This window comes from Leptospira noumeaensis (assembly GCF_004770765.1).
Taxonomy (GTDB): Bacteria; Spirochaetota; Leptospiria; order Leptospirales; family Leptospiraceae; genus Leptospira_A; species Leptospira_A noumeaensis.
In genome coordinates this window covers 458,901-484,700 of record NZ_RQFK01000011.1, presented here as the reverse complement: position 1 = coordinate 484,700, position 25,800 = coordinate 458,901, and the positions used below count along the sequence as shown (strand labels likewise).

At 38.5% G+C, this 25,800-nt stretch carries 27 protein-coding genes, 2 tRNA genes and 1 pseudogene; 24 read left to right on the top strand and 6 right to left on the bottom strand.

The annotated features are described in order from the left end of the window. Positions 1-2: 2 nt before the first annotated feature. Positions 3-75: transfer RNA gene (locus tag EHQ24_RS05445), tRNA-Met, on the bottom strand. A 167-nt stretch (positions 76-242) separates the two neighbouring features. Here EHQ24_RS05445 and EHQ24_RS05440 point away from each other — a divergent pair. The 15 genes and pseudogenes from EHQ24_RS05440 (at position 243) to EHQ24_RS05375 (ending at position 13,598) form a co-directional block, all read left to right on the top strand. Continuing rightward, positions 243-1,304, top strand: coding sequence for a sensor domain-containing diguanylate cyclase (locus tag EHQ24_RS05440; RefSeq protein ID WP_135600638.1), 1,062 nt, complete (start codon positions 243-245; stop codon positions 1,302-1,304). Positions 1,305-1,326: 22 nt separating this feature from the next. Beyond that, entirely contained in the window at positions 1,327-1,554 is a 228-nt protein-coding gene (locus EHQ24_RS05435) for a hypothetical protein (protein ID WP_135600637.1), read from the top strand. Next, positions 1,518-2,402 (top strand): hypothetical protein, encoded by an 885-nt coding sequence (locus EHQ24_RS05430; protein WP_135600636.1) that lies wholly within the window; start codon positions 1,518-1,520, stop codon positions 2,400-2,402. Before EHQ24_RS05435 ends, EHQ24_RS05430 begins: the two co-directional genes overlap by 37 nt. A 1-nt stretch (position 2,403) precedes the next feature. Beyond that, positions 2,404-3,546, top strand: a complete 1,143-nt coding sequence (gene mnmA / locus EHQ24_RS05425) for a tRNA 2-thiouridine(34) synthase MnmA (RefSeq protein ID WP_135600635.1) — start codon at positions 2,404-2,406, stop codon at positions 3,544-3,546. Then, the gene (locus EHQ24_RS05420; protein WP_135600634.1) at positions 3,543-5,795 is read left to right on the top strand and encodes an alpha-hydroxy-acid oxidizing protein; all 2,253 of its coding nucleotides are present in this window, start codon (positions 3,543-3,545) and stop codon (positions 5,793-5,795) included. The genes mnmA and EHQ24_RS05420 overlap by 4 nt, the downstream gene beginning before the upstream one ends. A 2-nt stretch (positions 5,796-5,797) precedes the next feature. Next, the gene (locus EHQ24_RS05415) at positions 5,798-7,072 is read left to right on the top strand and encodes a PilZ domain-containing protein (RefSeq protein ID WP_135600633.1); all 1,275 of its coding nucleotides are present in this window, start codon (positions 5,798-5,800) and stop codon (positions 7,070-7,072) included. A gap of 3 nt (positions 7,073-7,075) precedes the next feature. Beyond that, positions 7,076-8,035 (top strand): RluA family pseudouridine synthase, encoded by a 960-nt coding sequence (locus EHQ24_RS05410; protein ID WP_135600632.1) that lies wholly within the window; start codon positions 7,076-7,078, stop codon positions 8,033-8,035. Between the two features lie 369 nt (positions 8,036-8,404). After that, a complete protein-coding gene (locus tag EHQ24_RS19195; protein WP_167483052.1) occupies positions 8,405-8,569 on the top strand; it encodes a hypothetical protein in 165 nt (54 codons plus the stop codon). A 20-nt stretch (positions 8,570-8,589) separates the two neighbouring features. After that, a complete protein-coding gene (locus tag EHQ24_RS05405; RefSeq protein WP_135600631.1) occupies positions 8,590-9,219 on the top strand; it encodes a hypothetical protein in 630 nt (209 codons plus the stop codon). Positions 9,220-9,490: 271 nt separating this feature from the next. Beyond that, the gene (locus EHQ24_RS05400) at positions 9,491-10,405 is read left to right on the top strand and encodes a hypothetical protein (protein ID WP_135600630.1); all 915 of its coding nucleotides are present in this window, start codon (positions 9,491-9,493) and stop codon (positions 10,403-10,405) included. Positions 10,406-11,090: 685 nt separating this feature from the next. Next, positions 11,091-11,501, top strand: coding sequence for a hypothetical protein (locus tag EHQ24_RS05395; RefSeq protein ID WP_167483051.1), 411 nt, complete (start codon positions 11,091-11,093; stop codon positions 11,499-11,501). A 303-nt stretch (positions 11,502-11,804) separates the two neighbouring features. Next, positions 11,805-12,122: a hypothetical protein gene (locus tag EHQ24_RS05390; RefSeq protein WP_135600628.1), complete on the top strand. Its 318-nt coding sequence runs from the start codon at positions 11,805-11,807 to the stop codon at positions 12,120-12,122. A gap of 364 nt (positions 12,123-12,486) precedes the next feature. Further along, positions 12,487-12,639: pseudogene (locus EHQ24_RS05385) on the top strand (ISNCY family transposase); the annotation flags it as partial. A 30-nt stretch (positions 12,640-12,669) separates the two neighbouring features. Beyond that, positions 12,670-13,011: a hypothetical protein gene (locus EHQ24_RS05380; protein WP_135600627.1), complete on the top strand. Its 342-nt coding sequence runs from the start codon at positions 12,670-12,672 to the stop codon at positions 13,009-13,011. A gap of 71 nt (positions 13,012-13,082) precedes the next feature. Further along, complete coding sequence (locus EHQ24_RS05375; protein ID WP_135600626.1) at positions 13,083-13,598, top strand: hypothetical protein; 516 nt, start codon at positions 13,083-13,085, stop codon at positions 13,596-13,598. 149 nt (positions 13,599-13,747) lie between these two features. Here the strand turns inward: EHQ24_RS05375 and EHQ24_RS05370 are convergent, their stop codons facing one another. Then, positions 13,748-14,509, bottom strand: a complete 762-nt coding sequence (locus EHQ24_RS05370; protein WP_135600625.1) for a hypothetical protein — start codon at positions 14,507-14,509, stop codon at positions 13,748-13,750. A 520-nt stretch (positions 14,510-15,029) separates the two neighbouring features. On the opposite strand from EHQ24_RS05370, the gene EHQ24_RS05365 reads away from it, so the two are divergent. Beyond that, positions 15,030-16,187, top strand: coding sequence for a DNA methyltransferase (locus EHQ24_RS05365; protein ID WP_135600624.1), 1,158 nt, complete (start codon positions 15,030-15,032; stop codon positions 16,185-16,187). Positions 16,188-16,200: 13 nt separating this feature from the next. Continuing rightward, the gene (gene mpl17, locus EHQ24_RS05360; protein ID WP_135600623.1) at positions 16,201-16,629 is read left to right on the top strand and encodes a cell surface protein MPL17; all 429 of its coding nucleotides are present in this window, start codon (positions 16,201-16,203) and stop codon (positions 16,627-16,629) included. Between the two features lie 16 nt (positions 16,630-16,645). Here mpl17 and EHQ24_RS05355 read toward each other — a convergent pair whose 3' ends face one another. Together EHQ24_RS05355 and EHQ24_RS05350 are read right to left on the bottom strand one after the other, a co-directional pair. Then, positions 16,646-17,074, bottom strand: a complete 429-nt coding sequence (locus tag EHQ24_RS05355) for a lipoprotein (protein WP_135600622.1) — start codon at positions 17,072-17,074, stop codon at positions 16,646-16,648. Beyond that, entirely contained in the window at positions 17,075-17,785 is a 711-nt protein-coding gene (locus EHQ24_RS05350; protein WP_135600621.1) for a hypothetical protein, read from the bottom strand. It lies immediately after the preceding gene. A 21-nt stretch (positions 17,786-17,806) separates the two neighbouring features. Here EHQ24_RS05350 and EHQ24_RS05345 point away from each other — a divergent pair, with 21 nt between their 5' ends. Genes EHQ24_RS05345 through EHQ24_RS05315 form a run of 7 tightly spaced genes read left to right on the top strand, consistent with a single transcriptional unit; the run spans position 17,807 to position 25,244 of the window. Further along, on the top strand, positions 17,807-19,357 hold the full coding sequence (locus EHQ24_RS05345) for a M16 family metallopeptidase (RefSeq protein WP_135600620.1): 1,551 nt from the start codon (positions 17,807-17,809) through the stop codon (positions 19,355-19,357). Next, positions 19,354-20,757, top strand: coding sequence for a M16 family metallopeptidase (locus EHQ24_RS05340; protein WP_135600619.1), 1,404 nt, complete (start codon positions 19,354-19,356; stop codon positions 20,755-20,757). Before EHQ24_RS05345 ends, EHQ24_RS05340 begins: the two co-directional genes overlap by 4 nt. Next, a complete protein-coding gene (locus tag EHQ24_RS05335) occupies positions 20,757-21,596 on the top strand; it encodes an MBL fold metallo-hydrolase (RefSeq protein WP_135600618.1) in 840 nt (279 codons plus the stop codon). The genes EHQ24_RS05340 and EHQ24_RS05335 overlap by 1 nt, the downstream gene beginning before the upstream one ends. Beyond that, positions 21,593-22,252 (top strand): O-methyltransferase, encoded by a 660-nt coding sequence (locus EHQ24_RS05330; protein WP_135600617.1) that lies wholly within the window; start codon positions 21,593-21,595, stop codon positions 22,250-22,252. The genes EHQ24_RS05335 and EHQ24_RS05330 overlap by 4 nt, the downstream gene beginning before the upstream one ends. A gap of 58 nt (positions 22,253-22,310) precedes the next feature. Continuing rightward, positions 22,311-23,063 carry a hypothetical protein gene (locus EHQ24_RS05325; RefSeq protein ID WP_135600616.1) on the top strand — a complete coding sequence of 251 codons (753 nt, stop codon included), beginning with the start codon at positions 22,311-22,313 and terminating at the stop codon, positions 23,061-23,063. Between the two features lie 44 nt (positions 23,064-23,107). After that, on the top strand, positions 23,108-24,457 hold the full coding sequence (locus EHQ24_RS05320; RefSeq protein ID WP_135600615.1) for an N-acetylmuramoyl-L-alanine amidase: 1,350 nt from the start codon (positions 23,108-23,110) through the stop codon (positions 24,455-24,457). 13 nt (positions 24,458-24,470) lie between these two features. Beyond that, positions 24,471-25,244, top strand: a complete 774-nt coding sequence (locus tag EHQ24_RS05315; protein WP_135600614.1) for a hypothetical protein — start codon at positions 24,471-24,473, stop codon at positions 25,242-25,244. A gap of 8 nt (positions 25,245-25,252) precedes the next feature. On the opposite strand, the gene EHQ24_RS05310 is transcribed toward EHQ24_RS05315, so the two are convergent. Together EHQ24_RS05310 and EHQ24_RS05305 are read right to left on the bottom strand one after the other, a co-directional pair. After that, a tRNA-Leu gene (locus EHQ24_RS05310) sits at positions 25,253-25,339 on the bottom strand. 4 nt (positions 25,340-25,343) lie between these two features. Next, entirely contained in the window at positions 25,344-25,748 is a 405-nt protein-coding gene (locus tag EHQ24_RS05305) for a PaaI family thioesterase (RefSeq protein ID WP_002973585.1), read from the bottom strand. Positions 25,749-25,800: the final 52 nt, after the last annotated feature.

The following is a 25,800-nucleotide window of genomic DNA, read 5'->3' as shown; positions in this document are numbered from 1 at the left end:
GGTTGCGCGGACAGGATTCGAACCTGTGGCCTTTGGGTTATGAGCCCAACGAGCTACCAGCTGCTCCACCGCGCGGTATAAAACCATTATTTTAAAGATTAGTGAATTGTCAACCTAAACATTATGAAAACTTTGCTATTTTCTCACCTGTATAAATTTATCGGTTTCCGCCAAAATCTTACTTTACAGTAGTCAAAAAGGACGAATGATTCCTATCTTATACAGAATTCTGGCGGTGCGTTTTGTCTTTTAAAGAAAACACTGATATCGTTTTTGAGCATTACGAAAAAAAAATCTACGACCAAAAGCAGCTACTGGAAATCTCCCGTGCCCTGAATTCCACGTTAGACTATAAGTATTTAATTGATGCAATTCTTAACATCTGTTTGGCGCAGTTACAAACTCTTCATGCGGCTATGTACTTAGAGCCAGAGATTGATTTAGGTCTTTTTAAATTAGAACCTCAATCCATCAAAGGTTTTGAGTTAAACACAGAAGAACAAAACTACGAAGTTAAAATCGATAGCCCTCTCATCCATTATTTCGAGGAAAAACCCAAAGCCATCACCATGGATCAAATCCTTCTGATGGATACTTTGAAGTCCATTCCGGATGTTACCTATCTTCGTAAGATGGGAGCAGAGATCCTTGTCCCTCTCAATGCCAAGGGGAAGGTGAATGGCCTTCTGGTTCTTGGAGACAAGATGACTTCCGAAGAGTTTTCGGAAGATGAAAAAGAATTTATGACAACCCTTGCCAACCTCGCAGGGATTGCTGTGGACAATGCTCGTTTGTACGAACTGGCCACTGTAGACATGATGACTGGTTTAAAAATCCATCACTACTTCCAAACCAAACTCAAAGAAGAAATGGACCGGTGCCGTAAAAAAGGAACCAAACTTTGTTTGTTATTTACCGACGTGGATCATTTCAAAAATTTTAATGATACCTACGGCCACCAAGCAGGAGACGTGGTTCTGATTGAAGTCGCAAAACAGTTGATTAACGCAGGCCAGCGCCACCACATTCCTGCCCGTTACGGTGGAGAGGAGTTTTGTCTCGTTATGCCTGGGGCCACAGAAGATGAGGCGATGGCAAAGGGAGAAGAAATCCGGAAAGCCGTCGAATCGATGGTGGTTAAAAATCCAAATGATGGGACAGACCTAAAAGTCACCCTATCTGTGGGAGTTTCTAGTTTCCGCACCACGGACAGAAGTAATAAAGATTTGATCGAAAGGGCTGACAAGGCACTCTACCAGGCGAAACATTCTGGTAGAAACCGCACAATTTGTTATAAAGATTAGGAAATTTGCCGATGGGTAGAGTATGGCTGAGCCGGCATACCTACTCAACGATCTTTCCCCTTCGGTTCCTTCCGACGTATATGAATCCATTCGCAATCGGGCTCTTGGACTTTCGTCGTATGATTTCCAACCATACTCTTGTTTTATTGAATACAAAACTAAGGACGTAAATACGGGAATTGAATACCGTGATTGTATCGTAGATTACACAAGATGTCCAAATGCCCGTTGTATCAAAAAGTTAGTGTAGTTCTATTTTCTTTTTTCTGTTTAGGGGCTTGTGTTCCAAGTCCCATTCGAATCCACCAAACGCCTGTTTTATACCAATTTCCCACATCAAATCCTTTACCTCCTCATACAAGTATCAAAGTCATTGATAAAGGAACTCACCTCCTTCTCTCGGGAATTGAATCAGAAGGAAAAACCTTTTCTTTCTTTTGGGATACAGGATCAGAAATTAGTTTTTACGAATCAAAATCCGCAGAAGAAAAAAAAGAATTCCAACTGAATGGACTGACATTCACCTTAAAAAACAAAAACGGTATTTTGCCTGAAACCTTTCCCGGACTTCTTGGTTTAGATTTTTTCCAAGGAACTTGTATCTTTTGGTTTGGGGAAGAATTGAAACGATTCCCCGAGGATTCTCCTTTTTGTGATCACCCCGATGCCTATCTTTCTACCGATTTAAAAATTTTGAACACGAAGAAAAAAGGGGATTATTACTACGTTCAGTTTGAATATCCCGAAGGTTACAGATCCTTTGGGATGGTGGACACTGGATCTTCCCTGACGATGATCCCTCCTGGGTTTAATGACCGAATCTTAGGAGAAAAGAAGGTATTCCTGCCGAGAAACCAGATCGTACCGGCGAAACTTCAGGAAACAAGTTCCGAATTCTATTTAATAGCCAAATCGGGAATCCGTGAAGAATACAAACAAGTCCAATTCCTTAGCGGAATTTCACTTGAGAATTTCCTTTTGCCAGGGGACAAGGATAAGGAAGAGGTTTGGTCGATCGGATTGAATGTCCTTAGGACTCGTCCTTTGTTTTGGGATTTTTCCCGAAACCGCATTGGGATCGTTCGCACCAAAAACTAAGGTGAAAGAAAAAGAAAAAATCATAGTGGCGATGAGTGGGGGAGTTGATAGCGCTGTGGCCGCAGGACTTCTAATGGAAGCAGGTTACGACGTGATCGGTGTGAACCTACGCACTTGGGAATATGAAGCTCCCGCTTGTGACACCACTAAAAAATCCTGCTGTTCTCCTGAAGACATCCGAGATGCACGTGATGTGGGTCTTTCATTAAACATTCCTTTTTACGTAATCAAAATGGAAAAGGTGTTTGGAGAACGAGTCATCGACCGTTTTATTAATGATTATAAAGATGGAAGGACACCAAACCCTTGTGTGGAATGTAACACCTTTGTGAAGTTTGGTGCTCTTTTTGAACAAGCCAAAATTTTGGGGATAGAAAAAATCGCCACAGGCCACTATGCCCGTGTCATCGAAGTGGATGGACGTTATGCCATCCGGAATGCCGTTGACATGAAAAAAAATCAAACGTACTATTTGTACGGTTTGTCCCAAGAAAATATTAAAAATACAGTTTTCCCTTTGGGTGAGATGGACAAAGCCCAGGTACGTGAAATTGCAAAACGTATGGGTCTTCCAGTGGCTGAAAAACCAGAGTCACAAGAGATTTGTTTTATCCCTGAAAATGACTACCGATCTTTCTTAAAAAAGAAAGGAATGGAGTTTACACCTGGATTCTTTAAATTGGCTTCCGGACAAATCATTGGCAAACACCAAGGAAAAGAAGGATTCACTATCGGCCAAAGAAAAGGCCTTGGGATCGCATGGAAAAACCCACTCTATGTTCTGTCCATTGAAGATGATGGAACGGTTGTACTTGGGGAAGAAGAAGAAACGGTTTCCGAATCTTTTGTTTTAGAAGAAATTACATACCAAGCTCTCACTCCTATGGAAGTTGGTGAATCGAAAGAAATGAAAGTCCAAATCCGTTATAGAAGTGCGCCTGTTCATTGTAAGGTGACTTCTCTTGGGAATACTTGGAAAGTGGAATTTTTAGAAGATGTAAAAAGTGTAACGCCTGGCCAATCGGCAACTTTTTATCCAACAAATGGGGATTATTTATTTGCTGGTGGGATCATTCAGAAAGGTTCCATCACAAGAAAGGTAAAAACAAATTTTGTTTTAGAGGCGGAGAGCGTTACCATTTGAAATCGGTAGAAGGCAAAACCATTTTGATCATTGGTGGAGGACTCCTTCAGGTTCCCATCATCCAAACCGCTAAAACCATGCGACTTCATACAGTGGTTGCCGATATGAATCCCGCATCCATCGGATTTCAAATCGCTGACGAGGCCATTGTCATGTCCACTAAGGACGTGGAGGGAATGGTTAGGGAATCTAAAAAGTTTGCGCAAAATACTCAGATCCATGGTGTGATCACTGCGGGAACCGATGCGAGTATGACCGTGGCTGCTGTGGCTTCGGCCTTACAACTTCCCGGGATTCGGTTTGTGGATGCGGAAGCGGCATCTAACAAAGTAAAGATGCGCCAAAGACTCAAAGAGTTTGGAATGCCGATTCCCCGTTTTGCACCTGTTTGGTCTTTACAAGATGCCAAAGATGCCCTGGATTCCTTAACCTTTCCTTTAGTCATGAAACCAGCTGACAATATGGGAGCTCGCGGAGTCATCAAGGTAAACAACAAAGACGACCTTCCCACTGCCTTTCGTCATGCCAAAAGATTTTGTCCCACGGGTGAATTAATTTTAGAAGAATATATGGAAGGGCCTGAACTTTCCGTAGATGCATTGGCATTTCAAGGTCAGATCCGAATGACAGGGATTGCTGACAGAATCATAGAACGAGAACCTTATTTTATAGAAGTAGGGCATAACATGCCTTCTGCGATGTCCAGAGAAGTTTTGGATGAAGTAGAACGAGTGATGGCTGGGGGAATGCGGGCATTGGGAATCCATCTTGGTGCAGGCAAAGGGGACATCAAAGTCACAAAAGAGGGTGTCAAAATTGGAGAAATCGCCGCGAGACTTTCCGGTGGTTTTATGTCTGCTTTTACTTATCCTTTGTCCACAGGTGTCAATTTAAACCGTGCAGCCCTTCTTATTTCTCTCGGAGAAACTCCTGACAATTTAGATCCTGTTTTGTCCAGAGTGTCCATTGAAAGGTCGTTATTATCTAAACCCGGGAAACTAGTTTCCATTGGTGGTATAGAAGAAACAAAAAAGATCGATGGGGTTTCTGAGGTTTTTATCCAATCCAAACCTGGTGATATCATAAAAGAACCGACAAATAACATTGATAAGTCGGGCCACGTCATCATTGTGGCTGACAATTTAAAAGATGCGGATCTTGTTTTTGAAAAAGTAAAAAAGACCATTCGGTTTGAAGTGGATGAACAATTTTCTGTCACAGAGAAGGAAATTAACGACCAGGCACGAATTCGTTTTGGTAAAGATATTTGTTGGGTTTGTAAACAATGTGATGGTAACAATTGTGCCTCAGGAATTCCGGGAATGGGTGGAGTGGGTCGAATGGAGACCTTCCAAGACAATAGTGTTGCCCTATCCGAATTTTCAATTGTACCTGCATACATTCGGGATCATATAATTCCTGAAATCCAAACTCAGTTTTTAGGTTATGATTTAAAAACTCCGATTATGGCAGCCCCAATGACAGGGGTTGGAACCAATATGAACTTTGTGATGACGGATGCGGATTATGCCAATATGGTAGTTCGTTCCTTTGTCCAAAATGGAAGTCTTGCTTGGCTTGGTGACGGTGCCTCTCCTGAAAAATATAAAATTATGTTAGAGGCTTTAAAAAAATCTTCCGGAAAAGGAATTTTGATCTGCAAACCAAGGGAAGATGAATCGATGTTAGTGGATAGGTTCCAACAAGCAGAAGCGGACGGAGTGTTCGCCTTGGGAATGGACATTGATGCTGTGAATTTCAAAACAATGGTTCAGAAAAATTTATCCAGCATCACGAGACCACTCGAACGTTTGATCCAATTGAAAGAAAAAACTAAATTACCTTTCATCTTAAAAGGAATTATGAATCCAGAAGATGCAAAACTTGCTGTAGAAGGTGGGTTCTCAGCCATTGTTGTTTCCAATCACGGAGGAAGGGTTCTAGACGGAATGCCTGGGACGGCTCGCGTTCTCCCTAAAATTGCGGAAGTAGTCAAAGGAAAAATTCCTTTGCTTGTGGATGGTGGGATTCGTTCGGGAATGGATGTTTTTAAAATGATCGCTCTCGGTGCTGATTCCGTTCTTCTGGGAAGGCCTGTGGCAATTTCTCTTGTGGGAGGAGAAGATGCGGGAATTCGTTTTCTTTTACAAAAATATTCGGAAGAACTAAAACAATCAATGAGTGTTACCGGAGCTAAAACTTTGGTGGACATCAAGCGAACAATGTTGCTTCATAAACTTCAAGGTTGAGTATGGATAAGGAAATCAAAGACCTCGAAGGGATTCTAAAGGTGATTACCGCTTTGTTCGGTAAACTGCCTGCTTATATCATCAATTCCGAAAAAGAATACCCAGTCAAAATCATCGCCTTAAAAAATAAAGCTCTCGTCATCAATACCAATCTGAAATTTCCAAACAGGGATAGGGTTCTTACCGTAGTTCACAATGGCAGTAAGTTTTTAGCTCATTTTATTGTAGCAGGTGGTGATGGAAACGGAATCGAAATTCTAACACCAACAAAAATTCAAATCACAGCAGCTTCCAGACAAGGTTCTCGTGTGGATACGAGTCAAACCCAAGCGGGTATGGTGGTTTCTAATATCATCAATGTGAATGATGTCTCAAAAGCCATTGGATTTGATGATAAAAAAGTGGATGCGATTCTTTTGGCATACCGAACAAAATTAGCCAAAGCCTTTCCTTTATCTTCCATTTTTTTTGCCGGCCGAATGGACAACCGTCTCCGGCTCATGCACCATTACGATAAGGACATTTTTATTGTTGATCGTAAGGAGAAATCTACAGCGTCTCCGGCTTTTTTTCCTTTTGATGAATATTTAAGAATTTTCGAAAATTCTAAAATTGCAGATTCTTTTACTTCTGAAATTTGTGTCCCTATTAAATACAAAGGATATGTCCATTTAGGTTACGTTCAAGTTTTGTCAGAAAAACCACTAGATTTAGAAATTTATAAACAAATTCAAACATTTGCCAATGCAGTCAGTCGTGATATCATTAGTACAGGAGTTTTTCAAGAGTCACGAGATGTTTGCCAAGTCATGGATTTAAGTATGGGTGGTATTAGTTTTATCCATTCTCCTTCGCGATCTTTTTCTAGGTCGGTGACTTTGAATGGAACCATCCTCTTTGACTTAAATTTAGAGGCGGGAAAAAAAGTTACCATTCGTGGAATCATAAAAAACATCCGGAACCAAGAAACAAACTTCCGAGTGGGTTGTCAGTTCTATAACCTAACAGAAAAAGACGTAGAGGTTTTAGAAGAATTTTTAAATGTAGGAAAAGAAGAAGAGACAAACGTTGTGACGCAAGAATCGGCTGAATCTACTTCGGAAAATGAAACTACAGAAGGATCAGAGCAGAATTCAACATCCGAAGTTTCTACTGAAGAATCATCGGAAGCCAACAGTGCAGTGGATGAACCTGGAGATCCGTTCGGTGCCGCGATGGAAGAATCTCTTTTAGGGGAAGGACTTTCACCAGAAGAAAACACGAATACCGAACCATAAATTATGAGTTCTTACCAATCTTTGATTCGTTACCCCTACACGGGTCGGACAGTATTCGAATTTCTTACCACCAAATTTCCCTACCATAGCCCCGACGAGTGGACGTATTTACTCGCAGAGAACCGTGTCAAAGTGCGCGGTGAAATTGCTTCAGGAGACCTTATCCTTCTGGAAGGGGATAGTGTCAGTTACGAACCAATCCCTGGACGAATCCAAGAGCCGGAAGTAGATACAAACTATACCATCCTAAAGGAAACAGAAGATTTCCTCTTTGTCGACAAACCCGGTAATTTGCCAATGCATCCGGCGGGAAGATACCGCACTCGTACTTTATTAAATCTTTTGGAGGAGTCGTATCCCAAAGTCATTCCCGTCCACCGGTTGGATCGTGAAACTTCTGGTGTTGTGGTGTTTGCAAAAACGGAAGAAAGTCGCACCTGGCTCCAAAAGAAATTTGAGTCGAGAGAAGTGAAAAAAGAATACTTGGCTGTAGTGCGTGGAAAGTTTGATCGGGAAGTTTTTCTCGAAGGATATATTGGCAAGGATTTGGATTCAGCAATCCGAAAGAAAATGAAATTTTCTTTGGAAGAATTTTTGGATTCCAAATCAGTCTCTACGAATTTTATACCTTTAAGTTATAATGAATCACAAAATATCAGTTTGGTGCTAGTCAGGCCAGTGACTGGTCGGATTCATCAAATCCGTGTCAGTCTTCTGTATTTGGGTTATCCCATTCTTGGAGATAAATTGTATGGGCCAAGGGAAACTGCGTTTTTAGATTTTGTTCAGTCTGGGCTCACGAAAGAATTGTTAGCAGAGCTAGGAGCAGAAAGACAACTTTTACATGCGCATAGCGTAAGTTATATGGATGAGGGAACTTCTCAACAAATAGTTGTGAAATCAAAACCATTACCGGAAATAGAGTCCCTCTTCGGTGTTGAATCTTGTTTTAACTATTTGTAATGTTTTGAAATAACGTCACCTTTCTATCAAACAGTCTATCTAGCGCAAACTTCTGTTTCTACGCGCGTTGAATCATATTCGGCAAATATGCTGAAAGCACTGCGAGAGCGTTACGTTCATTTCAGAGAGTAAATTAAAAATGACACTTATTTTGGAGCGGACTTACCTCCATCCGATGAAAACCTCGGATGGAAATAAGGATAGGGAATAAATGGGAAGCCCTTAACACATGGAGATGTCATTGTGACGGGAACAGACGGGAAATTACTTTTATGGTTTTCATTAATTTCATAAACCAAATACAGCTAATCCCGATGGGTGCAGAAATAGCAGTGTTCCGAGTAATCCGTCAGATAGTCAAAGATATATATGAGAAGCGTAATTGGAATCATCATCTTTATGTTAACGTTGTTTTGTAACCCAGAACAAACAAAACGGAATGAAGTTGAAATCGGTCTCAATATTTTAAAATTTTCGAATATTCTCAAAATAATTATTTCATTTGCCGGTGAGTTTTGGTTTGGTGGCACCTAATAGGGATTATTGTTAGATTTGTGATTATTTTTGTTGCGATTATTGCTATGTTAGGATGTGATTTAAGCACACCAAAATCGAAAATGCTCCCAATTCTAAATTCTACGAGCAATCGCTACCCTGCATTGCAAATACCTAGCAATTTTATACCATCTCCAATTACGGCAGATGAAAGGAAAGCATTGGATATAGCTGATGTTACGCATTCCCTTATGGGTGTTGATAAGGAATATGTTCGTAAAATTCAAATAGAAGCGTTGAGAAATTTAAATGCAACATTCCACGATCCTAACGTGGCAGATGAACTGAAGTTTGTGGGATCTATACCCGGTTATACACCAGGTATGAGTATGTTTGAATACTCAGATCAAGTAATACAAACAATGATATTTGAAATGAAAGATTTCCCGATCGTAGCATTGAAAGAGTATAGATTGGAAGTTTTAACATGGGCATACACTTTGCAAAAACTAAAGCAATCCTGCCAAGATGATACAGCTGAAGAATGCAAGTTGCTATCGCATATAAGTGATCGATATATATATCTCCGTGAGGAAATTATCAAGGAAATAGGGAAAAAAGCAGGAAATGAGATGGGGCTTTCGTATGAAGAAATTAATTATAATTTTAATACAGTTTTTATTAGTTAGTAGCAATTAGAGAGCACAGGGCCTGGTAGATTGGTATCAGAATTCATTCTTTGGTGGACTAAGTAATGTTCCATCGCAGATTGAACTTGCAGCTGAGTTTGTGGTTGCATATCAGCTCAGACAATCATTTGATGAACTGTTTTTGCTAAGAGTTGGAGGCAAGTGTGTTACCAAAAAAATGAAGGAAACTCAATGCCAAGGGGTCCGATAACACAAGCAGAAGTGCAAAATAATACACGAAGACATGTTGTTTTTTTGGGGTGATTCGTCATTGGATTTTATAGTTGAAAGTTTGAGGCCCATCAATGACTCAGAAAATCCTAAATTTGTTAATCCAGAACTTTATTTTGGAAACAATTGGAATTTAATAGGGAATGCTGCCATTGGCGGAACTACATCAGAGTATTTTCGAAATCATTTAGATAGGCATGCAAATTATGAGTATTCAAAATTTTATCCAAATCCTTATGTTGACGGGCATGTAAATTTGGAGAATCGATATGCAGTAATTTTATACGGAGGAAATGATTTAATTAGGTATCAAATAATTCTTCAGACAGTTCCATTTCTTTCAATATTTAGGCAAAATTCAGTGGTGAACAATCTCAATCGTATAGTTAGTTACCATCAAGCGCAAGGTTCCCGCGTATTATTAATCAGTCAAACGCCTAAACCTAGTTTAGAGTTCAATTACTTTGGAGATTTTGGCGCACTAGGAGAGTTTTTCAGTGGGATAATGCCTTTCCTCTATGATATTTTGGCAGATACTTTTATATTTACAAACACAGTTATGAGTGATATTAATTCTTGTATTTCGCAACGTATCTGTTACCCGGCACCAACGATCAAACAAACAACAGTGTCAGCGATTTATTCTGGTTCTCATGGAAGAGAATTGGAAATATATTTGCTAAATAAATTCAAAAATCCGGGACATGATAGAACATGTTTGTCTCAACAATTAGGATATATGTCGGTGATGACAAGGAACTTCGTTGCCTTACAAAGGAATGTCGAATATCTTGATGAATGGGGACATTTTTTGGATCCGAATGCATTTGCACAAAAGAAATGGTGGTTAGGAAACCAAATATTATATGAAAACGATTTTATTCATTTCTCTCATCCATGGGGTCACGCTTTGAATGCCCAGAACATTACGAATCGATTGAATACTTTAGGATAGTGGGCAAATCCAATTCCTGAACAGGGAGATCGTTGTAATTTTACTTCTTCCGCATCATTTCCGTCTGGTCAGCCTGCTATTTGGACTGAAGAGCCTCCCCCGCTTCCCCGGTGCAGATGAAAATGCGTTGTTATTAATAATATTATGTTTTTATTTCGGGATATGTTCATTTTGAAATTTTCGAAACATTTATTACTATTATTGTGTTTGCCCTTCCTTAGCTGCGGGAACGATACACTTTTTAATAAAAAAAAGCAAAAATCGCCAGTCGAATGCTATTCTTTACAGGCGATATGTGAAAACCAGCGATTGCAGTGTATTCGTGAAAACGCTTCTGATCAAAGAGTCTGCGCAGATCCTTACGCTGCTTGTTCTAATTTTGTGACAGAATGTATAAAAAAATCTGATGATTAAGAATTTAGTTTTAGTAATATTTCTCTATCAAACATTAAAATGCACTGATAATCGACAGGTAGAGTTCAATAGGGATTATGCTAAAGACAAAAAGGTGAGTATAGAGATTTCTGATGTTTCGTGTAAACATAAACTTATGGATATCGAGATTCTGCCAAATCCTTCGACGAATGATATTACTAGAAAAATAAAGTTTTGTTATTATGAAAAAAAAATGGGAAACTGATTTTTTATGAGAACAACTCTAAGAGCAAAATAATTGAAGTTGATGATGTTAATTCAGTCATTTGGTAGATTGCATCTATCGATTGTATTATTATTCTTATTTCCATTCAATTTGTTTTCGGAATCAATCTGGACAAAGGGAACAGTAGTAACTAAAAGAGGATACATTTTAGATGGTGAATATACCACTCATTCAACAGGTATCTACCTGAGACAAGATGGAGTTGGAAAACAAATAGGAAATGATGAAATAGAGTCTATAGTAAATTTAGAATATGTGAGAAAGGTTGAAAATAGTTCTCCAGAATTATCTGCATTTGAAAGTTTTTATTATTTTAATGCTAGTGCAAAATACCGTTATTATGGAAAAAATGAGATTGATCACCAAGATAAACTCGCTTTAGCGTCCAAAATTACATCATTAGCATTTTCAATTTATTTTTTTCAGATACTTTGAAAAAAAGAGAAGCTGTAAGTAATTCCGTACTATTCTTGAATTACGACCAAAGGAAAAGCGAGTTTAGGAACTCAAGAGATTTCTTTTATGGCTCATCTGCGATCTTCATCGGTCTAGTCATTTATTATGCGGTAAATGCATACTTAAGTTTCGATACAAATTCTGAAGGTAAAGCTACTGGCACATACACTTCAAAGGAAATTAGTCTGAAAGAATATATGCTACTGCAATTTCCAGAAAGGTCATCATTAGTTCACCCTGGGGATTGTGCTTTTGGATGTGGCGGGAGTCGTATTATAGGATATGAGAAAACTCTTAGCTTTTAATCTAATTTTAATGAGTTGTCTACCTCTTCCAGAGCCAGATTTCGAAAGGTCAAGCGTTTTCTTAGCAACTATCTTTTTTTCACAAGCAGGATGTTCGCTTGAAGTAATGAATCAATCGGAAGAGACCCAAACTATTTGTTTAAACTGGTCATTTCTTGAGTGTGATCCTATAGCTATAAGAAAAAGTAATCAATGGAAACTTACTAGCCTCAAATCAGGGATTAGAGATATAGCAAAAAACTATGATAGATGTGTTATTGATGCATATGACCAAATTCTATTTTTGATGGTTTAAATGAGGATAATGATCCTTTCCTGAAGCACAATAACTATCGCATAAAATTTACAGTTTTCAGTTTTGATTCTGATTGTAATTCCTTGGCAAATAAGGATGCATTAATGAACCGTTATGAAATTGGAAAAGCCTTAGACCCTTCTGTTTATATTGCGATTTATACGCAGAATTCAGATTGTAGTCTTCAAATACCACTTTCTGAAAATGAAAGAAAATTTGTAAGTGAAGTACAAAGTGGAAAAAAGTTATTCTTTAAGTAGCTTCTCACTGCATCACGTAATAATCTACTCGAAACACTAGTCGTTGCATCATCTTAAAATCTACTCCAAATTAATTAAGGAAACGATTCACTCATGTACAGGTGATGTCCATGAGTGAATCGTTGATGGTGCGTTCTATGATGGTTCAAGTATTCAAAGAGAAATACCTTTGGGCTTCGAAAAAAGAAAAAAGCCTGATACTCGATCAGTTCATTGAAGCTACTGGATTTAATCGGTCTTATGCCAGAACAGTCCTTTGAAAGAAAAAAGACAATGTTGTCAAACTAATGGCAGAGGTGCAATGTTATCCAATATGGATACTGAATGAGGAAGGTTTTTTTGATAGTACGGGAGATCCCTTTAAGGAAAATGAACTCAAATTAAGTAACAAGCTAAAAAGAAAACTTGAGAACTGGAGAAAATGGTATGATAAGGGTTATGATTCAGAATACCCTCCTGATTCCATTGAATTTTCAGAAGAGGAATCGCTAGAATTCGAATCTGGAGGTGTTGAGATATGGATGAAGCTAAAAGAAGAATTAGGTGATGGATTTGAAATTCAATATGCAAGTATTCTTAAAGATAAGATCTATACCGAAATTGAAGATTATTTAAAAGACTTTCCTTAGTCCTAAGGCTAACTTGACCTTCGAAGGCCAATCAAATATAGCAGCTAACAAAATGTTATCAGAGGTTAATTATGCCCACAATTGAATTTGATCAACAATTTCAAGATCTCTGCCAACAGATGGTAGAGATTGCATTTGAATTTGTAAATTTTAATAAAAAGGAAGTGGATACAATTTACGTATTCGGTTCCTTAGAGGGAAATATAATCGCATACGAACTTATTTACAGAATTAATGGCAAATTAGCAGAAGTTCATAAGCTGAATGTTGCTTCGAAAAAGAAATATGACCTTAGCGATGCAAGGGTTATTTCTCTTCTGCGAGAAGGGGGGAAATCTTTGAAAGAAGTAAGGGAACTCTTTTTACAAGCTAAACGAGAAGTTCCCACATTATTGAAAATGGCCTACTTTCCAAAGACTGGTAAGTTAAATAATGATATTAGTTATGACCTTCATTATACAAATCATAAAGAATGGACCGCTGGAGATATTTTTAATCAATGGGTCGAGGAACTCAAGAAATCAGACAATCAAGAGAATATGCCTAACCAGGACAAAGGTTGGCTTTCTAAATTTTTCCAATTCTAATTCTTATGATCGCGCGGCAAAGAAATAACAGGGTTCCAACGGGCCATATATTCTTTGCGATCAAAATTAGAATGTTGTAAGCCTTAAATAATTAAATTATTTTTGGCTTACAACAAAACGTTTTCCGGAGATTCAATCGCCTGATTGTCTTAATAGCTATTCGAAAGATTGAAAGAATTTTGGCTGTCATTTGTGTTTGAAAAAGTTGCTTTTACGTAGCGTCCTTGCCCCGCTGATGTGGAAAGTCCATTGACTGTGGCCGTGGTCGTGTCGGTATTCGTGGCAGCACTTGCAAACGTTGTTGTAACAGCAGTCACAGGTGCAGAAACTGAGAGTACCATTGAAACAGCACTGCCAGCAAGGTATGTTTTAGTTTGAGTGAATTGTGATACCGTATCTTTGGGAGAGATAAAAAGATAATAACAGTCAAAAAAAGAGCCAGTCGACGGTATAGAAACTTGTGTATCATCAAACCTTAAAACAAAGGGAGATGTTGCCATAATTTGAGATCCTCTAGTCGAGGAACAATCGCCTGTTTTGGTATTTTTAGTAATAGTAAAATAAACAGGGCAATTTGATGTACAATTTGTTCCATCTGCTACAATCAATGTTGAGGCATTTGATTTTTGGTAAAACTTGTATTGGTTGGTTGTATCAGAAGATGGGAGGTTAGTGAATATATTTTCACTATCAAAGGATGAGGAAGTGCTCGGTTGCGTAGTATTTGATTTGTTGACAAGGCCAATGTGATAAATTAATGAAGGATTGCGAAGAAAATCAGAGCCAAATGCATAAGAATTGGATGATGGAGCGATAAATTTAAAGTAACATTTTTTACCTGGCGGAACAGATACAGGTGCATTAATTCCATTCCAAGAACTATAATATCCAGAAGACCTATCAGTCAGCAATGTCGCTGTTTCTGGGGTAAACGAAGAACAAACAGGATAAGATAGGCATCAGCTAGTAATACAGTAAGCAACGCTTCACTTTGGCTCGTGGCTTCTTTTTTCTCGCAGCCAAAGGACAGCAGTCCAAAAGTAAATAGAAAGATAACATAACCCTTGACAATTCTGTTTTTCGTATATCACTTGTTATGGTTTACTAAGTGTCCCTTTGCTGTCAACATTGTCTTTTTTCTTTTTTCTGAAGCCCAAAAGTATTTCACTTTGAATACTTAAACCAACATAGAACACACCATCTTTGATTGTTTGATGGAAATCATCTGCATATGAATGAGTCTTTTTTGTATCTAATTTGGAGTAGATGTTAAGATCATGCAATGGCTGGAAATTCGATTTGAATTATAAACGGTGCATTCCTTCTTCCCCAATCCCAAACACTATGTCCCATAGCTTTTAATAAAAATCCAATTTAGAATTCGCCTTTCCTCCGATCTTTCTATAAAGAGAGAGGAGGCTTTTGCAAAGGATGGCAGGAGCAGGCAGATTACTAAAGGATTCCGATAAAATTGTATTTGGTGAGTTTTGGACTGCAAAACAACGCCAAGGACATCCAATTCATCATACCGTAAGTTATAGAGCATCATTTAAGCCAGAACTTCCTTCTTTTTTTATGAGGGAATTTCTAAAAAAGAAAAATAGGGTCGTTTATGATCCGTTTGGTGGTAGGGGAACTACTGCCATTCAAGCAAACATTGAAGGACATGTGGCAGTTCATAACGACATCCACCCGTTGTCTATTTTCCTTGCCAGTGCTAGACAATATGTTCCCAAACTAGAAGACTTAGAGAAAAAATTAAACTCTTTAGATTTAGACAAGGAAGTAGAAGATGATCCATTCGATGTAAACCTACTTCCTTTTTTTCATCCAAGAACATTAAGAGAAATTAAAAATTTAAAACTCCTGATGGCGGAAGATCAGTCCGTAGAAATGAAGTTTATTTCACTCATTGCGCTCTCTAGGTTACATGGCCACAGCACGGGATTTTTTTCGGTGTATACTTTTCCACAAGTATCAATTCCACCGGAAGCTCAGGCTAAAAATAATATCAAACGTGGACAATCTCCAGAATATCGTCCGATCAAACCTCGAATTTATCAAAAGATGAAACGAGATTTGGCATTACCAATTCCACCGTTTTATCATGAATTTTCTAAAAACAATTTGTATTCCTTAAATTCAGCAAATTCTGTTCCTGATATCGAATCGGAATCGGTAGATTTAATTGTGACTTCACCACCTTTCCTTGATAAGGTGGACTATGAGGGAGACAATTGGTTACGCCACTGGTTTCTCGACATTAAAAAGTCAAAAGACAGAAAACTCAGTATCTTTAGTAATTTAAATGATTGGAATGAGTTCATTCGATCCACTTTAAAGGAATCGGCTAGGGTCTTAAAAAAAGGATCCTATATGGTAATGGAAGTGGGCGAAGTCAAAAAAGGAAATTCGATTCTTTATTTGGATGAGGATGTGGTTCGGATGGCAGAGGGAACAGGTCTTGTTTGGAATAAAACCTATGTCCATACCCAAAGTTTCACAAAACTTTCCAATTGTTGGCAAGTTTCCAATAACGAAAAAGGCACAAATTCCAACCGTTGTGTGGTTTTACGAAAAGTTTTATAAGTCTAATCTTTGTATGAAACAATTTCGGAATTTTAGTTTGTTATTTCTTTTGGTTTCTTTAGGATTTGGTTTTCGGGATCTCATTTTGAATGACCTGAAAGCCGATCCCCTAGATGCCCATCCCATTGAAATTTCTGTCAAACCGAAGTCAGCGGGAAAATATGAGTTGGAACTATATTTACCAAAAGACTATGGGTTTCAAATGGAAGCACCACATCGCATTTTTTTGTCAGGTGCTGATGGTTTAAAAGTTCTAAATGCAGATTTAAAATTGAAAGGGCCAGTGCACCCGAAAAAAACAGAATACTTTGAGTATGTAAAACCCTTAACCTTCCAAGTGGAAGGTAAGGGAAAGTTGCAACTAGATGGGAAATTGTTTTATTGTAACTTTGTGAAGAACATTTGTATCCCAGCTAAGGTAAACAAATCATTTTCTATCTAACTAAGACTTAAGAATTTTATTCTAAGTCTTTTGTCACTAGGCGTTTTAAGTTTGGTTTTTGGATTTGGTATAAGAAAAAATACCTTCCTCCCACAGAAACGTTCTTATCTACAATTTTTCCTTCTTTAGAAATCTCACGTAATTCTTTACGTCCCTTATCGGAAAGATTGGGGATGGTAAATGTTTTTAACAAGTTGAGAGATTTTTGTTCCGCAATGGTTTTTGCTTCTTCTGTTCTTTCTGATTCAGAGGGAAGAACACTAGATACAGCTACTTGGAACAATGATTCAGAAAGGAATCCTTCCTTTGCTTTTGTAAATTCGAGAATCACTTCGTTTTCTGTATCTTTTGTTTGTGGAACTTCTTTGGTTTCTTTGGATTTACAACTCCAAACAAAAGTGAGAATGGCAAAAGATAGAATCATCCTTGATATAGTTTTGTTCATTTACAGTTTCCTAGGTTCTAAGAGCGGAGTTTTCTCCACTCGTTCCATTAATTTAGGTTGGATGTTGCGGAATAGGAAAGCACATTTTGTGCGGTCAGTGTAATCTTCTTTGTAAAGGATGAGACCGTCAAAAAACCAAGCAAAGTTATGAGTGTTTTCGATTGTGTTCTCTTTTAGATTTTGGGGATTCCCCCTAACTTCGCCTAGGTTCTGGGTTCCCGTTTGGGATTGGGGAGAATTTGTAGTGGATAACCCTTGGTTCGGTTGTGTCCCAGAGGCAACCTCTGAGGGAGTTGTGGTTTGGGGGGTGTTTGGTTGTGACCCTGTGCCCATACTCGTACCTGCGGTTGCTGTTTGGCTTTGTGGAGCATTGGAGCGTAGTCTTGTCTCCCTATCTTTCCCTTCCAACGATTGAGCGTATTCTTTGAAACCTTCACCAAACTGATGTTTCTGTCTTTGGATTTTCATTAGGTAAGGTAAACTCAAAACTTCTCTTTGGACAAAGGCACGGCGTTTGCAGTCTTCTCGTCTTGCCACTCCTGAAAGTTCTTTGTATGTGACAGGGATTTCTACTTTGATTTGGAAGAATTCACGCGAGATAAATCCTTCGTCTGTTTCGTTTTGCAGGGCCCTTTCTATATAATTCGGATCTGCAATGGTGAAGAGGCGGCATGAACAAAAGAGGCTTAAAATTAGAAGTTTACGAACCATTTCCAACTTCAAGACTAGTAGATGATGTCGAAATTACGAATCTTTTTCCTTTGTTTTTCTCTACAATTTTTACCTCTTTTCTCTCAGGACCAATTTTTTGGAACCTCTGAATCCCAGTTTCGTGAAAAGATAAAAACCGTTCGTTTGGACAATGGACTCACCGTTGTCATGATGAAACGGGGAACTTCTCCCACAGTGGCTTTGTACATTAAATTTCTTGTGGGTGCGGTGGATGAAACCCCAGAAGAAGCAGGAACCGCCCACCTTTTGGAACATATGTTATTCAAAGGTACAAAAACAGTAGGAACTTCGAATTACGAAAAAGAAGAAAAATACCAAAAACAAATCGAAGTTTGGGGAACGGAACTCGATGATCTCAAACTTAAAATTCGTGATTTGACAACTCGTGGTGAGTCAGTTCCCACTTCTTTACAAAATGAAAAAGAAACCTTGGAACGCCGATTAAAAAATCTCATCCAATTACAAGATGAGTTCATTGTAAAAAACGAAGATTCTTATATTTATGAACAAAACGGGGAAGTAGGATTCAATGCCTATACTTCCCAAGATGTTACCAATTACCAAATCCAACTTCCCAACAACCGAATTGAAGTTTGGGCAAAAATTGAATCTGATCGGTTGAAACATCCGATTTTACGCGAATACTATACAGAAAGAGATGTTGTGATCGAAGAACGTCGGATGCGAACAGACGATAGTGGAGCTGGTGTCCTTCGCGAGAAATTTTTTTCCATCGCTTTTGAAAGCCATCCTTATAGAAAACCTGTCATTGGTTATTCCACAGGTCTTCCTTTTTTGAAGATAGAAGACACAAAAGCATTCTTTCAAAAACATTATACCCCTGATCGAATGGTGATTTCTATTGTCGGTCAGTTTGATTTTGATGAAACAGAGTCCATCATTCGAAAGTATTTTTCTGAATTAAAACCAGGGAAATCAAGACCTATCCAAAAGGTGGAAGAAAAATCTTTTCCCGGTGAAAAAAGATTCAAAGTCTATCACCCTTCAGGAAGCCAAATGATGATGGGTTTTCTAAAACCCCCATACCCTCATAAAGACAATTCCTCTTTTGATGTATTGTCCACAGTCCTTACTTCTGGAACTGGTTCCAGGTTGTACAAACGCCTTGTGTTGGAAGAAAAATTGGCACTCAGTGTGGGAGCGGCCAATGGTTATCCAGGAGAAAGATACCAAAACTATTTTGTATTTTTTATAAAACCGAGAGAAGATGCCAAACCAGAAGTCATAGAAAGTATCATCTGGGAAGAACTTTCCAAAATCAAAGAAAAGGGAGTTCCTAAAGAAGAACTGGATAAAGTAAAAAATCAAATGGTTTCTGACTTTATCAAAACCTTAGATGAAAATGCAAGTATCGCCGATCTCTTGAGTTACTATCAATTGTTATACGGAGATTGGGCGGGACTTTTCCGCCAATATTCCTCTATTATGAAAACCTCATCTAGTGATATCCAATCCCTTGTCCCCACTTATCTTTCCAAAGAGAAAGTAGTCATCGGTATTTTGGAAGACGTAAGGAAAAAATCAGAATGAAACGTATTTTAGTCATTTTACTCAGTCTTAGTTTTTTTAATCTTTCTGCGCGCGAAATGGGAGAGTTTGTTCGCGATTTACAATTCAAACCTTTGGTGTTTGAAGTTCCGGAAATCACATCGATCAATCATCCGTCAGGTGTAGAGATTTTTTCATACAAAAACTCAGAGTTTCCCATTGTGTATGCAGATCTTTATGTTTATCATGGAAAAAAACATTTAGGTAAACGTTCAGTAGAAGTATCCAAATTATTGGAGGATAGTTGGGAATTGTCAGGATCCAAAACTTTTCCAAAGGAGAAGTTTTTAGAAACCTTAGAGTTTTATGGAGCTTCTTTTTCAGTATCCATTGATTATGAAAAAACAGTTTTTAGTTTCGCTTATCTAAAATCCACAGAAAAGGATGTTCTTCCGGTCATTCAGTCTTTTTTTGATCATCCAAACTTGGATGAGTCTTTGGTAATTACCACCAAGGGTAAGTTAACTGATGAGATCAAACGTCGAAACGACAATCCAACGGCTCTCGGATCAAGAAAAGCCAAAGAATCGTTGTTTCGTGGAACCATTGCTGGAACTTCCATGCAAATTTCATCCTTGGAATCCTTAAAACTAAGTGATTTAACCGAGTTCCAATCAGAAATTTTAAAAGAACCTAAACGTAGATTTCTTGTGACTGGTGATTATGAATTGAAGTCCTTTGACAGTTTTTTTTCTAAACTCGGATCTGGGTCTGAGAAATTAGAATCAGAAGTCATCACACCTTCGATTCTTTCTGAAAACGTAAAGAAGGAAGGAAAAAACATTCGACTTGTTGTAAAAGATGTCAATCAAACCTTTATTTCGATGATCGGAGTCCTTCCTGAACACAACCATCCTGATTTTTATGCCATCCAAGTTTTGAATTATATCATTGGGGCAGGTGGGTTTAACTCCTATTATATGAGAGAAATTCGAAACAACCGGGGACTTGCTTATTCTGCTGGAAGTAATACTGATTTCCAAGAAAACTATGGAACCATCCAATTTTATGCGATGACAAAAACGGAATCGGCAAAAGAAGTTTTGTCCCTCATGCGAGAACTCATCCAACCAAAACTCATTGATTCATTGACAGAAGAAGAACTGGTTCGTGCAAAAAATGCCATCATCAATCAGTTTGTTTTCCAGTTTGAAGATGATAAAAGAACTCTTGCTAGTGAAGTCCGAAGACGTGATCATAAAATGCCAGAAGGTTACTTACAAAATTTTAGAAAGGAAATTGACCGTTTGACTCTCGCTGATTTAAAACGTGTTGGTAAACTTTATTTCCAATCAGATAAATTGATAGTTACCATTGTTGGCCCGAAAGTTTTAGAGTCCTCTTTTCAGGGATCAGTAAAGTTAGTAAACCCGGAAGATTGATGTTAACTGCTAGTTTCGAACACAAAGGAATTAAATTTGAAGGTTTGTCCGAAGGTGGAATTCGGACTTCCATCATTTGTCCTTCGCTAGACTTTATGTTTGATTTTGGATTTATCAATCCAGATAAAATTCATATCGGGAAGATATTATTATCCCATGCGCATTTGGATCATTCCTGCGGGATTCCTTATTATGTTTCGCAAAGGAGCCTTCGTAAACTCTCTGTTCCCAAAATTTATCTTCCTAAATCTTTGGAACCAAAGATGTCTCAAATTTTAAAATTATATTCTGAAATCGAAGGATTTGATTATGACTGTGATTTGATCGGTTTGGAATTTGGGGAGAGAGTGGAGTTAAAACCAGGATATTTTTTTAAACCTTGGGAAAGTTTCCACCGTGTTCCTTCACAAGGTTATACGGTTTACGAAACAAAACGGAAACTTAAGAAAGAATGGACAAGTCTTAGTTCGGAAGAAATTCGAAATAAAAAAGAATTGGGTGAAGATCCCACAGAAGAAATTTCTGTTCCTTTGGTTTCCTTTTCAGGGGATACAAAAATAGAATATGTATTAGAAAATGAAGATGTTCGCAAAAGTAAAATTCTGTTTATGGAATGCACTTATTATTGTGAGAAAAGAGATGTGAGCCGTGCGCGGGAATGGGGACATACTCATTTTGATGAAATTGTTGAACATGCCTCCGCATTTGAAAATGAAGCCATTGTTCTCATCCATCCTTCCAAACGTTATAGTTATCGTGAGTTAAATGATCTTCTTCGTAAAAAAATCCCTCCCATTTTAAAGGATAGGGTTTCTCTTTTTTTACCTCCCAAATCATGAAACCTAGACCAAGCATCTACATTCCTGAACTCGAATCTTTCATTGATACCGATTTGGTATTCAAACCAAATCCTGTGTTTGCGGAAATGGAAACTTATGCCAAAGAAAAAAACATTCCGATTGTGACGGCGGCCACTGGTGCTGTGATGTCACATTTAGTTTCTCTCCTTCGTCCGAAACAAATTTTGGAATTGGGGACAGGCCTTGGGTATTCCACTCTTTGGATGGCTGTGGGTTCCCCTGAGTCGAAATTTGTAACAGTGGATCGGCATGAAGAACAAGCGAGTTTATTGGATCTCTATGCAAAAAAAATGGGCATCTCAGACCAAATTCATGTTAAACGGGTGACTGCCTCTGTGATGGATTACTTAGAAAAGGAAAGTTTAGAGTGGAGGGAGTCCGACCTATTTTTTGTGGATTGTGATAAAATCACTTACCCCGAAATCTTTCGAATCCTTTGGAAAGAGGCAAATCCAAGATCTTATTTTTTATTCGATAATATGTTGTGGCATGGGCGAGTTCTAGCACCCGATCCGAAAAAACCATCCGATTTAGCGGTGATGGCTCTTTGGAATGAGGTGAAATCCCAAGTTTCAGGTTATACTTTGTATCCGGTGGGTGATGGATTACTCTTTTTTCAAAAGGATAAAAAATAGTAGTCAAACCTCCTCTGATTCGTGTATTCTGCTCCTTGGTTTAAGGAGAGCAAGTTTCGTGTTAAAAAATAGTTTCATCATCCTTTCGTTTTGTTTCTTTTGTTTGTCGATTTCTGCGCAGGAGTCTGGAGCCCCAGAAAAAGGGAAAGAATCCTTTGAGGATCTGGACAAACTGGACCAAGGAAATAATTTAGAACGTAAACAATACAAAAATATTTCAGAATATAACAAAGACCGAGTCATTAACTCTATCAAACTTCTAACAATTGTTACTGCCAATTTTGGAGATGAAGTCCCTGATTCCAAAACTGCCTTAGAAAAAATCAAAAAAGACTACCAAGTGGTTTTAAGGTATTATTATCGTCGTGCTTACATTGCTTCTGGAAAAGCGATGGTTGCTTTAGAAAAAGACATCACCGCACTCCTTGGAAAATTTGCTAAAAATTACGATACCAAAACTCAGAACCTACTTGCTGAATGTGCTGATTTAATCACTGGGCAAGAACAAGCGCAACTTGTGGAAACTTCTCAAGAAGGATCTAAAGTCATCATTCCTTACCGCGAAATTGCAGAAGGCCAACAAAAACTTCGTATCGCTTATGGACAAATGGGGCTTGCCACTGACATGTCTCGTGAAGATAGATTCTACGACTCTATCGTACATTACCGAATTGCCAAAGACTATGGGATCAAAATCCTTTCTGATTTCAAAGAAGCGGAGGCTGATAAAAAAGCAATTTCCGATAAATACGGCAAAGACTTAAGTGATAACAGAAATCAAATTTTTAGCCAATCCCAAAACGCTAAATAGTTTCGATAAACTTTTTCTTTTCTCCGTTCGCCTCTGGACGGAGAATGACCATCGTGGTCGTTTTATCTTCCTTACTTTTCCGAAAGCTCATTTTCTTTTTCATTTTTGTATCCATTCCCTTTTCTTTGGGAGCCGTACCTGTCTTTCGGATCGTAGTGGATCCGGGACATGGCGGTGTTGCTAAAGATCCGAAGGCACAACATGGAGACAAATACGATAGTGTCACTCAAACCTATTTAGAAACCTACAAACAAGGAACCGAACACGGGGGAGTCACAGAAAGAAAGGTGGTTCTTGACTTAGCAAAAGAAGTCCACCGAATTTTAAAACTGACGGAAACAGAGGTTGGTTGGAAAGAATTTGAAGGTTATCTCAAACTTTTTTCTAAAACATCAGATTTCCAACGAGTGATTTTGGAAAGTAAACTCACTCGTGAGTCTTCCTTTGATGATGATCCGGCTTCTGATGATCCCAATGCTGCTTACCGGTTGTATGACTTTCCTGATCCAAAAACAGGTGTCAGGCGAAAGGGAAGACTTTCCAAAATCAATGAACAAAAACCTCAACTTGTTTTGTCTCTGCATTTGAATCCAGCAAGTAAAGGCCAAACCGGTGGAATGGGGGCTGTCCTCACTCCTGGTTATAAAACCTTCGCTAAGTTAAAAAAAATCTCTGATAAAAAAAGTTCTGCTAACAGTTTTACGAACGGGCCTTGGTCGGAATGGCTTATCTTTCAATCGGGTTGGTCCAAATTAGAGAATGCCATTGCGGATACTTGGATTTACTTTCATGGGTATTGGTCTAAAAAAAATGGCAAAGATACGGATCTTACTAAGTTCGAAGGATACCGCCAAAATATGGTGAGTTGGCGTTATGCAGACGATGCCAATTGGGAAAAACAAATTGGAAAACAAGGGCCTTATGCCAAAGACCATGAATCCTTTTCGGAAACTGGGAAGTTTTGGGAAAGGGAAAAGGGAAAAAAAGAAGAATGGAGAAGGGAAGGGGGAAAAGAAGGGTTTGGTGGTGACAACCACTATGTAACCAAGGAACTGATGCGTTTTGTTCAGTATGGGCTCCCCGTCCAACTAAAAGAAAAAAACTCTCCCTATCCAGAACTTGGACCCATCCAAAAACCATACATTTCCACTTATAGTTTGCCAACCTATACCAATGCCCTTTGTGCTTTTATTGAAATTGGTTATGTGAACCGGAGTCGTGATGTCAAATACCTTACCCAAAACAAAAAGGAAACGGCCATATCTTTAGCAGTAGGCATTTATTCACTGTTCGTTGGTTTAGATGTGAAAAAAATAAATTCTCTCCCCTACAATCCCAAAGGGAAAAAAGTAAACCTGGAAAGGTATGAAACCTATTTTGATGATGTTTTGTAATTGATAACCACTGATGAAACCAAAAAAGGAATCTTCCAAAGTTTTAAACCATCCCCTTTTCCAAGAGTTGATCCTTATGTACCAATCTTCTCTTAAAAAAAGATATTCCGAAGAAAATCTAAAATTATATCCCGAATTTAGTTCCATCCCTCGTTCGAAAATAGACCAGTTACTTTATTTTTTTTTGGAATACCTTTATCCAGAATATTCCAAAAGAAAGGAACTGGATGCCGCCTTTGACGCGTTATCCGGGTTTGTAAACCATCCCACAAAAATTTGGGGGATTCTTGGGAACTTAGCATTGTCTATTTTTCGATTTGGAAAACACTTTCCTATGGCACTGAGAGCCGGACTTGCTGCACTTCAATCTTATGTAACGGCCCACCAGTTTGAAGAGGAACTGGTGATGGAACTGGATCGCCAGGAAAATCAAATGGGACTTCTTAATTCAGAATTTGCTATGGAAACACTCATTGCCAAAGTAGAAAAAAAGAAAGCCGATGCCTTTCGCAAAGACATTGGTGGACTTTTCAAAGTGTTTTCAGATGCAGAACTCATTCGAAAGATCATTTTGATCATGGAAGATATACTGGTGAAGATGGAATCAAAGGGAGGTCTTTATACAGAGGCCGATCGAAAAGGAATTTCTCTTGGAGTAACAATTTTAAAAGAGGGGAGAGAGATCTTTGATGAGATGAAGACTGATGAAATAAACCTCATCTTACAAGCCATAGACAGAATCGAAGAAGATTTTTATCTGAGGGCTTGCGAGAAGTATTCGAACTAAATTACTGTTGGTACCGATGGCCGGAATCGAACCGGCATGATGTTACCATCGGTGGATTTTGAATCCACTGCGTCTACCAATTCCACCACATCGGCATAATCAGTCTTCAGCTTCGATATATTTACCTTTTCCGCGGGCCACTATTTTGCCGATCTCATTTTCTATTTCAGCACGGTTTTCTATGATTTTTTTATTCTTTTTCACAAACCATCCACGTAAGTGAAGTGGTTCATTTACTTTTGCTGGTTGTAAAAAACGAATGGTAAGTTCACCCGTAGTGGTTTCAAAATTCATCGCTTCGTTGATCTTAACCATGATTTCATCTAAGATGGTAGAGATAATTCCTGGGTGGATTTGATCCGGTAAACCCTGGTATTTTTCGGGGCAGGTGTAATCACCAAAGGCAGTTTTTGTGTCTTCGTCGAAGGTGATTTTTAACTGCAACCCGTCTGCATTGTCCGGTGAGGAGGCAAAGCTGAGATTTTTTTTCGCAACGGATTTCATGCCACCATGGAACGCAAGAATTTCTCTTATGTCAAGCAGAAAAAGAACTTGC